This is a genomic window from Prevotella sp. P6B4 (assembly GCF_000619985.1).
GTDB lineage: Bacteria > Bacteroidota > Bacteroidia > Bacteroidales > Bacteroidaceae > Prevotella.
Window position 1 is genome coordinate 199,882 of sequence record NZ_JHVE01000001.1, and the last position, 13,081, is coordinate 212,962.

A 13,081-nucleotide genomic window follows, 5' to 3' on the forward strand; every position below is an offset into this window, starting at 1 on the left:
GAATCGTGAAAAATTCACTTATTTTCACTCTGTTTCTTGTGTATGTACCTTATTTTCAGACCTAATGCCTCGTATTGCGTCTGAATGCTGTCACGCTTCACACGCAGCCTGGTGAGTGCTGTCAGCTCCTCGGGTGTGGCTTTCAGTTCCTTCTTGTGCGCTTCAACCTCTTGCGTCATGGTTTCTAACTCTTTGTTGGCAATCTGTAATAGACTGTCGGTACGCCATAACTCATCCTGCGCTTTTTTCAACTCGGTTTCCTGTTTCTCAACCAAAGCAGCCTTGCGGCGATTGATTTCCTTTCGGGTCTTCGTCTCGCCGCAAGCTGTTATCAGTAATGCCGTAAATACGGCCAATGCAATCTTTCTCAATTTAATTATCAATTATCAATTCTCAATTATAATCACTTTTCTCCTAATTTTTTGCCACTCATCAGCAACTCAACCAATGGACGGTCCTTGAAGGTGTGACGCTGCTGGTCCCAGAAACCGAAGTCGGCATCATAACACCAGGTGGTCCAGGCAATATTGAATTCGTCGAATACGGTCAGCATATCGCGTGTCCAGTTGTAAGCCAGTTCACGATCCACGGGCTCGTACACACCCCATTCACCGCAGAACAGCTGCAGATCGTACTTCTGGGCAGCCTCAATGGCATCCTTGAACTGTTCGCGAATCTTTCTGATGTCCCAGATCTCCTCAGTATAGGGCTTCAGCTGGTCTTTGATGTCGGCAGGAGCTGCCTCATAGTCTTCCTTCGATACCAGTACGCCAGGGTAGTTCACCTTGCCCTTATACTTGCCTAATGGTGTCCACCATGCACCATAGTGGGTCACTATCATTGGGTTGTAGTAATGGAACGAGAGGATGATATTCTTGTCGCCCTCGGGAACTTTCAGGTATTTCATGGTCTCATGTCCCTGCCACATGTTCGAACCAATCACCAATGTACGCTGAGGCTCCAGTTCACGGAGTGCCTTGTGTACCTTGGCTACCAGCTGGTTCCACTGCTCGTGCTCTGGTGCTACAGGCTCGTTCATGAACTCATAGGCCACAGAATCGCAACTACGGTCCTTTAAGTCTTCCGACAGCTGGCGCCACAGGTTGATCAGGTCATCCTGGGCTTTCTCTGAAGTAAACAGGGTGTTGGTCGAAGAGCCGCCTTCGTTCACGGCATTGAAATAATGTGAACGGATGATGTGCAGATCGACGATGGCGCGCAGGTGATGCTGCTGAGCCCAGTTGAGGGCGTTGTTCAGTAAGCCCCAGGCTTCGGGCAGTTTCTTGCCTTTCTCGTCCCAGAACTGTACTTCATCAATGGGAATACGGACAAAGTCGAAGCCTAACTCCTCCAGACGGGCAAAATCGTCTTCCTGAATGTGCAGGCGACGTGCTTCGCCACGCTGTTCCGACTGACTCAGCCAGTGGCTGACGTTTGTACCGCGCTTGATGCGGAAGTTGTTCACCTGTCCGGCTTGAGTCTCTTCCTGTTTCTGACTCTGACTTTTGTTACTGCATGACATCGCTGTTAGCGTTGCCGTAAAAAAAACGGCTAAAACCAATACGTTCTTTTTCATACCGTTATCATTTTTGTTAGCTATCCATATGCTTTGTTGGTACTATACGTCGAGGTCTTCGCTGACCTCGTCCAAGCGTCCGTCCCATAGATATTTCCTGGTCTCTGATGCCGCTATGCCCGAGAGGAGCAAGAGGGCTATCAGGTTGGGAATGGCCATCAGGGCATTCATACAGTCGGCTATGTTCCAGATGATGTCGAGATTGATGATCGATCCGAAAAAGAGTGACACGATGAACAGAATGCGATAGAACTTGTTGGTGCGATGACCTTCCAGATAGTTGACGGCACTCTCACCGTAGTAGCTCCATCCGATGATGGTGCTGAAGGCGAAGGTCAGAATGCCGAATGATAACAACGGAGCGCCTACATAGGGAATCTTCGAAAAGGCTACCTTGGTCAAGGCTGCACCGTCGTCGTAGGTGATGTCAGGGTATGCCAGGATGCTGCTTACCAGTACCAGTCCTGTCAGTGCACAGATGATGACAGTGTCCCAGAATGTGCCTGTACTCGATACTAACGCCTGACGGACCGGGTTGCGTGTCTGGGCAGCAGCGGCCACAATCGGTGCGCTACCCATGCCACTCTCGTTGCTGAACAGTCCACGGGCAATACCATAGCGTGCTGCCATCATCACAGTAGCTCCCACAAAGCCGCCGCCGGCAGCCGATGGGTTGAAAGCGGAATCTACAATCAGTTGGATGGCAGGCCATACATAACTGCCGTTGATACACAGGATAACGATGCAGCCTATGACATAGAGCGCAGCCATAAAGGGCACGAGTATGGTGCACACCTTGGCTATTGCCTTCACACCGCCCAGGATGACTAAGGCTGTCAGTATGCAGACAAAGAGACCGATAATCCATGTGGGTACACCGAATGTCTCGTTTGCCAGCAGGGCGATGGAATTGGCCTGTACTGTACAGCCGATGCCAAATGAGGCTAAGGCGGTAAAGATAGCGAAGAGGATACCCAGCCATTTCATGTTCAGACCGCGTTCCAATGCGTACATCGGACCACCAACCATCTTGCCGTCGTCTGTTTTTACACGGTATTTCACCGCTAACAATCCTTCTGCATATTTGGTCGACATACCAAAGATACCTGTCAGCCAGCACCACAGTACGGCACCAGGACCACCCAGTGCTACAGCTGTTGCCACACCAACAATGTTTCCTGTGCCAATGGTGGCTGCTAATGCAGTGGCGAGTGCGCCGAACTGGCTCACTTCGCCTTCGGCCATGGCATCCTTCTTGATACTCAGTCGTATGCCCGTCAACAGTTTTCGTTGTGGTATTCGTAGACGAAAGGTCAGGAATACATGCGTACCAAGCAGTAGGATAATCATCGGCCATCCCCAAAGGAATGAGCTTAACAGCGCGAAGAAGTCGTTGATAGGTTCCATACTTTCTTAAAAATCTGCATGCAAAAATAGTAGTTATTTCTGAAAAAACCAAAAATATGTCGCATATTTCAACATAAATTGCGTGATAAAGCCTAAAAATGCAGAAAAAATGCTATCTTTGCACCCTAAAAGAGAAGTATTGAGGATGAAACTATATAGCGACGAGGAATTAGCAGAGATATTAAATCAAGAGGTTTTTCACCAGATCAGTGAGGCTGCAGACCATTTGGGGCTGGAGTGCTATGTGGTTGGTGGCTACGTCAGGGATATCTTCCTGGAACGTCCCTCGAATGATATTGATGTGGTTGTTGTGGGTAGTGGTATCCAGGTGGCCGAAGAGCTGAAGCGCATGGTGGGCAGAAAAGCACATCTTTCCGTGTTCCGTAATTTTGGTACTGCCCAGGTGAAGTTCCGTCAGAAAGGGGTGGAATATGAAGTGGAATTCGTAGGTGCCCGTAAGGAGAGCTACAGTCACGACTCGCGCAAGCCCATTGTGGAGAACGGTACGCTGGAGGATGATCAGAACCGTCGCGACTTCACCATCAATGCCATGGCTATCTGCCTGAATAAGGAGCGTTTTGGTGAGTTGGTCGATCCCTTCAATGGCTTGGCCGATCTGGAGGATGGTATCATTGCAACCCCTTTGGAGCCGGGCATCACATTCTCTGACGACCCGTTGCGCATGATGCGTTGCATCCGATTTGCAACACAGCTGAAATTCCAGATTGAAGAAGATACGTTTGTGGCTTTGGAGCGTATGGCCGACAGAATCAAGATTGTGAGTGGCGAGCGCATCAAAGACGAACTCAATAAGATTATCCTGTCGCCGACACCATCACGAGGCTTTGTGGATCTGCAGCGTTGTGGCTTGTTGCAGCTCATCCTGCCCGAGTTGGCGGCACTCGACATCGTGGAGCAGAGAAACGGTCGGGCGCATAAGAACAACTTCTATCATACGTTAGAGGTGCTCGATAATGTGGCCAGTCATTCTGATAACCTGTGGCTGCGCTGGGCGGCTATCCTGCACGATGTGGGTAAGACCAAGTCGAAACGTTGGGATCCTGCCATTGGCTGGACCTTCCATAATCATAATCTGATTGGTGCCAAGATGGTGCCACAACTGTTCCGTCGACTCATGTTGCCGATGGATATGAAGATGAAGTATGTGCAGAAGCTGGTGGAGATGCATATGCGACCTATTGTTATTGCCGATGATATTGTGACCGATTCAGCTGTACGTCGATTGCTGAACGATGCTGGTGAGGATATCGAGGATCTGATGATTCTCTGTGAGGCCGACATCACGTCGAAGAATGAGGTACGCAAAAAGCTGTTCCTGGAGAACTTCCGTATGGTACGCGAGAAACTGGCCGATCTGAAAGAGAAGGACTATGTACGATTGCTGCAGCCTGTGATTGATGGTAATGAGATCATGGAGTTGTTCCACCTGACGCCCAGTCGTGAGGTGGGAACCTTGAAGCAATACCTCAAGGATGCCGTGTTGGATAATAAGGTGGAGAACGAACGCGAACCCCTCATGGCCCTCCTTATGGAAAAAGCAAAACAAATGAAACTGATATGATCATGAGAAAACTACTAACTATTATTGGTATTCTGTTGTCAGTGCAGCTGTATGCGAATCCAGTGGATGAACTGATTGAGCGTATTGATAAAGGCGGATCGGCCAAGTTTAAAACCCAGCTGGTGAAGAGCGACAAGGACTTCTTTGAACTCGATCAGGCTGGTAAGAAAGTGGTGATCCGCGGTAACTCGTGGGTGAACATCGCCTCGGGCTTGAACTGGTATCTGAAATACTATGCGGGCATCCACCTCTCCTGGAATCAGATGCAGGCGAAGTTGCCAGCAGTGATGCCGGCTGTCACAAAGAAAGAGTGCCATGAGACTGATCTGACACTGCGTTACGACTTTAACTACTGTACCTTCTCTTACTCCATGGCTTTCTGGGATTGGAAGCGCTGGGAGAAAGAGATCGACTGGATGGCGCTGCATGGTGTCAACCTGCCACTGGCTATCGTGGGTGAGGAGTGCGTATGGCGTAATATGTTGCTGAAGTTAGGCTATAGTGAGAAAGAGGTGGGCGAGTTTATCGCCGGCCCAGCGTTCCTGGCCTGGTGGGAGATGAACAACCTCGAAGGGTGGGGCGGTCCGCTACCCACATCCTGGTATGCCCGTCAGGAAAAACTGCAGAAGCAGATTCTGGCACGCATGAAACAACTGGGCATGCATCCCGTATTGCCTGGTTATTGCGGCATGGTACCCCATGATGCCAAGCAACGTCTCGGTCTGAATGTAGCCGATGCTGGTCTGTGGAATGGTTTCCAGCGTCCTGCCAACCTGTTGCCTACTGATGCGCGATTCTCAGAAATCGCTACCTTATATTATAATGAACTGACTAAGTTGTTCGGTAAGGCCGACTACTATTCGATGGATCCTTTCCACGAGAGTAACGATGATCCCAATATCGATTATGCCAAGGCCGGTGAGGCTATGATGCAGGCGATGAAGCGTGTTAATCCCAAGGCAGTGTGGGTGATTCAGGGATGGACAGAGAATCCACGCGAGGCCATGGTGGATGGTATGAAGACGGGCGATCTGCTGGTGCTCGACCTCTTCTCAGAATGCCGTCCTATGTTCGGTATCCCCAGCATCTGGAAGCGTGAGCAGGGCTATAAGCAGCATCAGTGGCTGTTCTGTTTGTTGGAGAACTTCGGCGCCAATGTAGGTCTGCACGGACGTATGGACCAGTTGCTCGACAACTTCTATATGCTGCAAAGTTCAAAGTTCCAAGCTCAAAGTTCCAAGCTCAAGGGCATCGGCTTTACCATGGAAGGCTCGGAGAACAATCCCGTGATGTTCGAACTGATGAGTGAACTGCCTTGGCGTGCTGAGAAGTTTACGAAGGAGGCGTGGATCAAGAACTATGTGAAAGCCCGTTATGGGGTAGAGGATAAAACCCTGGAAAAGGCCTGGCTGGTGCTGGTGAAGAGTATCTATAATTGTCCGGCAGGTAACAACCAGCAGGGCCCTCACGAGAGCATCTTCTGCGGACGGCCTTCGTTGAACAACTTCCAGGCATCGAGCTGGTCGAAGATGAAAAACTATTACGACCCCGCTGACACCAAACGGGCTGCTAAACTCATGAACAGCGTGGCCAACCGATATCGTGGCAACAACAACTTTGAATACGACCTGGTGGATATCACCCGTCAGGCACTGGCCGATCAGGCACGTATCCGGTATCAGAAGACGATAGCAGCCTACAAGGCGTTCAGTCGCAAGCAGTTTGACAAGGAGGCCAAGCGTTTCCTCCAGATGCTGTTGCTGCAGGACAAACTGTTAGGCACACGTACCGAGTTCCGTGTAGGACGCTGGACACAGTATGCGCTGAATGCTGGTACTACGGCTGACGAGAAGAAACTCTATGAGTGGAATGCCCGTGTACAGATTACCACCTGGGGCAACCGTTATTGTGCTGATACGGGTGGTCTGCGCGATTATGCGCATAAGGAGTGGCAGGGAATGCTGAAGGATTTCTATTATGTGCGTTGGAAGGCCTATTTTGATGCCCTTGCTGAACAGATGAAGGCTCAGACAGCACCCCAGCCAGAGCTGTTGGGTGGTGGTCCGAATGCCACCAAGACAGCTGCAGAGCTCTTTGCGATGGCTCTGCCACAGGAGGTAAAGCTGGATTACTACGCTATGGAGGAGCCCTGGACACTCGACCAGACTCCATACTCTGCTATCCCCGAAGGCTCACCCGTAGATGTAGCCAAGGAGGTGATGGATTTTATGTTCAATGGTCAATGTTCAATGGTCAATGGAAAGTAAGCGATTATTGAGTCTCGATATCCTGCGTGGTATCACCGTAGCAGGCATGATACTGGTAAACAACGGTTGGGGTGAATCGTTCGAGATGCTGCGACATTCCAAGTGGAACGGCATGACTCCCTGCGATCTGGTATTCCCGTTCTTTCTGTTTATCATGGGAATCTCATGCTATCTCTCGTTAGTGAAGTCTGATTTCAAACCTACGTCGCCAGTCATCCGTCGCATCATCAAGCGTACTGTTTTGCTTTTCGTCATCGGTTTGTTCATCAACTGGTTTGATCATGCTATCGAGGGCGACCTGTTGTGTTTCGGACATCTGCGTATCTGGGCTGTCATGCAGCGTATTGCCTTGTGCTATGGCATCGTATCGCTGTTTGCACTGTTCTGTAACCACAAGTACACCCTGCCAGTGATTGCAGGTCTGTTGGCCATCTATACCGCCATCCTGATTCTGGGCAACGGCTATGCCGAGGATGCTGACGTGAATTTCTTGGCGCAAGCCGACTTGAAGTTGTTTGGCTACGAGCATATCTATCATAAAAGTCCGGTTGATCCTGAGGGGGTGGTAGGCACCATCTCATCAGTAGCCCATGTGCTGTTAGGCTTCTATTGTGGTATGCTGATCCGCAAACGTGAAACGGTTGAACAGAAGGTGATAGCCCTCTTTGTGGTAGGAGCCATCTGTGTGATTGGCGGCTATCTGCTCAGCTACGGTCTGCCTTTGAATAAGCGTATCTGGAGCCCCAGCTACGTGCTCATGACGTGCGGTTTGGCTTCGCTGCTGCAGGCCCTGCTGATGTATGTGATAGACATACAGAAGAAGAGCGGTTGGACCACCTTCTTCCATGTGTTCGGTGTGAATGCGCTGGCGCTTTATGTGTCGAGCGAGCTGCTGGCTATTTTGTTGGGAAATATCGGCGTTTCGGAAACGGTCTATAACGGCATGCATGCTGTGATTCCTGCTTTGAAGTGGGCTTCGCTGGCTTATGCTGTTTACTTTGTGATGCTCAATTTCCTGATTGGTTATCTGCTTTATCGAAAGAGAATATATATCAAACTATGATATGTAAATTTGTATTATTAATTTAATTCTTAAAAGACGATTATGAAAAAGTTTTTAATGGTTATCAGCGTTATGATGTGGAGTCTCACATCTTTCGCACAGGTTGGTAAGACTACAATCAGCGGTCATTTCAATTATCTGCTCGATTCACCTAACAACTGTGGTATCGGTGCCAACATCGGCTATGAGTTTGCTGAGAATGTGCGTGGCGTGGCCCAGTTCGATTATTATTTCAATAAGGATCATGTGAGCATGTGGAACCCCAATGTCAATGTTGAGTACCTGTTCCGTCTGCCTAATACCAACTTTATCATCTATCCTCTCGCAGGTCTGAATGTAGTTGGTTGGAGTGGCGATGGCAGCAGCGATTCTAAGCTGGGTCTGAACATCGGCTGTGGTTTGGAATTCCCTCTGAATGACAACCTCTCATTCAAGTGTGAGTACTGCTATAAGACTCAGTATGAGGGCTTGAGCACACTCAACGTTGGTTTGGTATTCCCATTCTAAAATGTTAAAAAGTGCGTTGCCTCATATGCTATAGGCAATAAACGTTAAATTTTCGTTCAGAAAAATATATCCTTAGATATAAATTTCGTATCTTTGCAACCCGAAAACCCTGCGTAATGCGAAAAGTTTTCGGGTTGCTCTTTTTACGCTCTATATGGAGACGATGTATGTTTGAATTAAATTAGATACAAATAGATAGTATGAAAAAAAGAATGTTTTTGGTAATGACCGCAGCATCGCTGATATTGTCATCATGCGGTGGCGGTGGTGGTCGCCCTCAGTTTGGCGACAATGAGTATCCTGTAACAGCTGTAGGTACTCAGAGTTCTGAAACTCAGACCACTTATCCTGCAACGATTAAGGGTGTGCAGGATGTGCAGATTAGTCCTAAGGTAGCTGGATTCATTACTCAGATTAATGTAAAGGAAGGTCAGACAGTTAGCGCCGGACAGGTGCTGTTTGTGATTGATAATGTAACTTATCAGGCCCAGGTGCGCCAGTCGCAGGCCAGCGTTAATACTGCTAAGGCCTCGCTCAATACAGCTAAGTTGAGTTATGAGAACGCTCAGAAGTTGCATGAGAATGGTGTGATTGGTGACTTTGAGCTACAGCAGGCCACCAATCAGTACGAGCAGGCTAAGGCCACAGTGGCTCAGGCTGAGGCTTTGCTCTCGTCGAATAAGGAGATGCTGAGCTACTGCTACGTAAAGAGCCCTGCCGCAGGTGTAGTTGGTACCCTGCCTTATAAGGTAGGTGCGCTGGTTAGCACTGGTAATGTGCTCACCACCGTATCAAACAACTCGTCGATGGAGGTTTACTTCTCTGTAACCGAGAAGGATGCGCTCGAGATGAGCAAGGGCGAGGGCGGTCAGAGTGCTGCTGTAGCTAAGTTTCCACCTGTTAAGCTGAAGTTGGCCGATGGTTCTATGTACGATCTGGATGGTACTGTGACCAAGATGAGTGGTGTGATTGACGCTGCCACCGGTTCAGTACAGATGATTGCCCTGTTCCAGAATCCTCAGCGTGTGTTGAAGAGTGGTGGCTCTGGTGCTATCGTGATCCCTCACAGCACTTCATCGGCTATCATCATTCCTCAGTCGGCTGTTTCTGAGGTTCAGAACAAGAAGTTCGTTTACCTGCTGGGTACTGATAACAAGGTGAAGTACAGCGAGATTCAGGTAGCTCCACAGAACGATGGTATGAACTACGTTGTGACTGGTGGTCTGAAACCTGGCGATAAGTATGTTACCAATGGTATCACCAAGCTGGCTGATGGCATGGAGATTGTGCCCATCACTCCTGAGCGCTACCAGCAGAAGATCGACGAGCAGGCTAAGGCTATGACTGCCGGCGACATCGTAGGCGCCATGAAGTAGTGAATAGTGAATAGTGATTAGTGATTAGTGAATAGTTAGCATATGACATTTACGAATTTTATTAAACGCCCGGTACTGTCAACGGTAATTTCTATCCTTATCGTGCTGCTGGGTTTTATCGGACTGGTCTCGCTTCCTATCGAGCAGTATCCGAATATTGCACCGCCTAACATCGTGGTACAGGCCAGTTATCCTGGTGCCGATGCCGAGACGGTGAAGAATGCCGTGGTTACGCCTCTTGAAGAGAGTATCAACGGTGTAGAGGGTATGGACTATATCACCTCTACCGCATCGCCTGGTTCGGCTATGATTCAGGTGATGTTCCGTCAGGGTATCAACCCTGATATGTGTGCGGTTAACGTGCAGAACCGTGTGAGCCAGGCTCAGGCCCTGCTGCCATCTGAGGTTGTCCAGATTGGTGTGCGTGTCATCAAGCGTCAGTCGTCACAGGTACTGATGTATTCGCTGACATCCGACGGACGTTACGACGATGAGTTCCTGACCAACTATAACGCCATCAACATCGTTCCTGCGCTGAAGCGTATCGAGGGTGTGGGTGATGCTTCTGGATTCAGTTCTAAGACCTACGCTATGCGTATATGGCTGAAGCCTGATGTAATGAAGCAGCACAGCCTGATTCCTTCGGATATCACTGCGGCGCTGGCCGAGCAGAACATCGAGGCTGCACCAGGTAAGTTTGGTGAGCAGGCTCCTAACGTGGCTTATGAGTATTCGATGCGTTATACCGGTAGATTCCGTACAGCCGAGGAGTTCGGTAACATTATTATTAAGAGTGATGCCAACGGACAGACACTGAAGCTGAAGGATCTGGCCAAGATTGAGCTGGGTGGTGAAGGCTATTCGGTATCGATGAAGAACAATGGTGTACCTTCGGTTATGACCATGGTACAGCAGGTGGCTGGATCTAACGCTAACGAGATTGCCAAGCAGGTAAAGGCCGAGCTCGACTCGCAGCAGAAGCTGATGCCACCGGGCATGGAGGTGAAGATCAACTACGATGTAACCGAGTTCCTGTATGCCTCTATCGAGGAGGTGGTGTTCACCCTCTTCATGACTCTGGCACTGGTGTTCCTGGTTGTTTACATCTTCCTGCAGGATATGCGCTCTACGCTGATCCCATTGATTGCCGTGCCAGTATCACTGGTAGGTACATTCTTCTTCCTGAATGTGATGGGATTCTCAATCAACCTGCTGGTACTCTCAGCTTTGCTGCTGGCTATCGCCATTGTGGTGGACGATGCCATCGTGGTGGTTGAGGCTGTACACGCTAAGCTCGACCAGGGGTATAAGAGTTCACTGACTGCCTCTATCGATGCCATGAACGAGATCTCGGGCGCTATCATCTCTATTACCCTGGTGATGGCAGCTGTGTTCGTGCCTGTATCATTCATCGGCGGTACTTCGGGTACCTTCTATCGTGAGTTCGGTGTCACCATGGCCATCAGTATTATCATCTCGGCTGTAAATGCCTTGACGCTGTCGCCAGCCCTGTGTGCTGTATTCCTGAAGCCTCATGATAAGGATGGTCACGAGAAGAAAATGAGTCGTGTGGATCGCTTCCACCAGTCGTTCAACGTCGCTTTCGAGACCACTACCAATAAATATCGTAATATCCTTGAGAAACTGGTGCGCAAGCCGTTGGCTATCATCGGTACAGTGGTTGTAGGTATCGCCATCCTGGCTGTGACATTTGTGACCACCAAGACCGGTCTGGTGCCCGACGAGGATACTGGTACATTGTTCTGTACTATCTCTATGCCTCCTGCTACCTCAGAGGCTCGCACCAAGCAGGTTGTTCAGCAGGTAGATTCTATCCTGTCGCAGCTTCCCGCTGTTAAGAACCGTGAGATGGTTCAGGGTTATAACTTTATTGCAGGTGCTGGTTCCGACCAGGGTACATTCATTCTCAAACTGAAGCCCTTCGAGGAGCGTCAGAAAGGTTTGTGGTGGAAGATCTCAGGCCTTTGGGAGGGTGATGGTATCTATCGCTTCTTCCTGAATCCTTACGATGCAACAGGTGTGATTGCCCAGATATTTATTAAGACAGCTCATATCAAGGATGCTCAGATCTTGGCATTCTCGCCCCCAATGATTCCTGGATTCTCTGCCAACAGCGGTATCTCGCTGGTGATGCAGGACCGTACTGGTGGCGACCTGAACAAGTTCTTTGGTATCGTGAAGGAGTTCCTGGGCGAGCTGAACAAGCGTCCTGAGTTCCAGACAGCTCAGACCTCATACAATCCTAACTATCCACAGTATATGGTACACGTGGATGTGGCCAAGTGTAAGCAGAGTGGTATCTCGCCAACATTGGTGCTCAGCACCCTGCAGGGATATTTCGGTGGACTGTATGGTTCTAACTTCAACTCGTTTGGTAAGCTCTATAAGGTGATGATTCAGGGTTCTCCTGAGACACGTATGACACCAGAGTCGCTTAATAGTATATATGTACGCACGTCGGCTGGTATGGCTCCAATTAAGGAGTTCTGTAACCTGGAGCGCGTATATGGTCCGTTGAATATCAACCGCTTCAACCTGTTCACCTCTATCAACGTAACAGGTACAGTGGCCAGTGGCTATTCTACTGGTGAGGCGCTGAAGGCTATTGAGGAGGTTGGTAAGCAGGTACTGCCTGCTGGTTATACCTACGACTACTCAGGTCTGACACGTGAGGAGGCTAAGGCTTCTAACACCACAGGTATCATCTTCCTGTTGTGTTTCATCTTCATCTACCTCATTCTGTCGGCACAGTACGAGTCGTACATCCTGCCGCTGTCGGTAGTACTCTCTGTTCCATTCGGACTGGCAGGTTGCTTCTTGTTCACCAATATCTTCGGTCATGCCAACGATATCTACATGCAGATTTCGCTGATTATGCTGATTGGTCTGTTGGCTAAGAACGCCATTCTGATTGTACAGTTCGCACTTGAGCGCCGTCAGACGGGTATGGCCATTACGTGGTCGGCTGTACTGGGTGCTGCTGCCCGTCTGCGTCCTATCTTGATGACCTCACTGGCCATGGTTATCGGACTGCTGCCAATGATGTTTGCCAGCGGTGTTGGTAAGAACGGTAACCAGACGCTGGGTGCTGCTGCCGTAGGTGGTATGTTGATTGGTACTATCCTGCAGCTGTTCGTTGTGCCCACGCTGTTTGTCATCTTCCAGTCTATCCAGGAGAAGTTCAGTCCGATGAAGTTCGAGGATGAGGAGAATGCCGAGGTGGCTGCCGAGCTGGCTCAGTATGCTCATAAGAAACATGAAGATTATGAATTGGAGAAGTAA

At 49.4% G+C, this 13,081-nt stretch carries 9 protein-coding genes; 6 read left to right on the forward strand and 3 right to left on the reverse strand.

The window, feature by feature from the left end; translation table 11 throughout:
* Nucleotides 1-14 precede the first annotated feature (14 nt).
* The 3 genes from T491_RS0100800 to T491_RS0100810 are packed head-to-tail and all read right to left on the reverse strand — an operon-like array spanning nucleotide 15 to nucleotide 2,983.
* Complete coding sequence (locus T491_RS0100800; RefSeq protein WP_028902192.1) at nucleotides 15-371, reverse strand: hypothetical protein; 357 nt, start codon at nucleotides 369-371, stop codon at nucleotides 15-17.
* A 32-nt stretch (nucleotides 372-403) separates the two neighbouring features.
* Nucleotides 404-1,576 carry a glycoside hydrolase family 5 protein gene (locus T491_RS0100805; protein WP_081773180.1) on the reverse strand — a complete coding sequence of 391 codons (1,173 nt, stop codon included), beginning with the start codon at nucleotides 1,574-1,576 and terminating at the stop codon, nucleotides 404-406.
* A 42-nt stretch (nucleotides 1,577-1,618) separates the two neighbouring features.
* Nucleotides 1,619-2,983: a sodium:alanine symporter family protein gene (locus T491_RS0100810; RefSeq protein WP_028902194.1), complete on the reverse strand. Its 1,365-nt coding sequence runs from the start codon at nucleotides 2,981-2,983 to the stop codon at nucleotides 1,619-1,621.
* A gap of 145 nt (nucleotides 2,984-3,128) precedes the next feature.
* Between T491_RS0100810 and T491_RS0100815 the strand changes: the two genes are divergently transcribed.
* From T491_RS0100815 to T491_RS0100840, 6 genes are all read left to right on the forward strand, one after another.
* A complete protein-coding gene (locus tag T491_RS0100815; protein WP_028902195.1) occupies nucleotides 3,129-4,565 on the forward strand; it encodes a CCA tRNA nucleotidyltransferase in 1,437 nt (478 codons plus the stop codon).
* Between the two features lie 2 nt (nucleotides 4,566-4,567).
* Nucleotides 4,568-6,832 (forward strand): alpha-N-acetylglucosaminidase, encoded by a 2,265-nt coding sequence (locus T491_RS15330; protein WP_036915062.1) that lies wholly within the window; start codon nucleotides 4,568-4,570, stop codon nucleotides 6,830-6,832.
* The gene (locus T491_RS0100825) at nucleotides 6,822-7,895 is read left to right on the forward strand and encodes an acyltransferase family protein (RefSeq protein WP_028902196.1); all 1,074 of its coding nucleotides are present in this window, start codon (nucleotides 6,822-6,824) and stop codon (nucleotides 7,893-7,895) included. Before T491_RS15330 ends, T491_RS0100825 begins: the two co-directional genes overlap by 11 nt.
* Nucleotides 7,896-7,937: 42 nt before the next feature.
* Nucleotides 7,938-8,402, forward strand: a complete 465-nt coding sequence (locus tag T491_RS0100830) for an outer membrane protein (protein WP_028902197.1) — start codon at nucleotides 7,938-7,940, stop codon at nucleotides 8,400-8,402.
* Between the two features lie 200 nt (nucleotides 8,403-8,602).
* Nucleotides 8,603-9,778, forward strand: coding sequence for an efflux RND transporter periplasmic adaptor subunit (locus T491_RS0100835; RefSeq protein WP_028902198.1), 1,176 nt, complete (start codon nucleotides 8,603-8,605; stop codon nucleotides 9,776-9,778).
* Nucleotides 9,779-9,820: 42 nt separating this feature from the next.
* Nucleotides 9,821-13,081 carry an efflux RND transporter permease subunit gene (locus T491_RS0100840; RefSeq protein WP_028902199.1) on the forward strand — a complete coding sequence of 1,087 codons (3,261 nt, stop codon included), beginning with the start codon at nucleotides 9,821-9,823 and terminating at the stop codon, nucleotides 13,079-13,081.

Bases quoted from the DNA above. Each gene is read 5' to 3' on its own strand.
- T491_RS0100830 (WP_028902197.1), top strand. From the start codon at position 7,938: ATGAAAAAGTTTTTAATGGTTATCAGCGTTATGATGTGGAGTCTCACA.
- T491_RS0100825 (WP_028902196.1), top strand. From the start codon at position 6,822: ATGGAAAGTAAGCGATTATTGAGTCTCGATATCCTGCGTGGTATCACC.
- T491_RS0100835 (WP_028902198.1), top strand. From the start codon at position 8,603: ATGAAAAAAAGAATGTTTTTGGTAATGACCGCAGCATCGCTGATATTG.
- T491_RS15330 (WP_036915062.1), top strand. From the start codon at position 4,568: ATGAGAAAACTACTAACTATTATTGGTATTCTGTTGTCAGTGCAGCTG.
- T491_RS0100805 (WP_081773180.1), bottom strand. From the start codon at position 1,576: ATGAAAAAGAACGTATTGGTTTTAGCCGTTTTTTTTACGGCAACGCTA.
- T491_RS0100815 (WP_028902195.1), top strand. From the start codon at position 3,129: ATGAAACTATATAGCGACGAGGAATTAGCAGAGATATTAAATCAAGAG.
- T491_RS0100840 (WP_028902199.1), top strand. From the start codon at position 9,821: ATGACATTTACGAATTTTATTAAACGCCCGGTACTGTCAACGGTAATT.
- T491_RS0100810 (WP_028902194.1), bottom strand. From the start codon at position 2,983: ATGGAACCTATCAACGACTTCTTCGCGCTGTTAAGCTCATTCCTTTGG.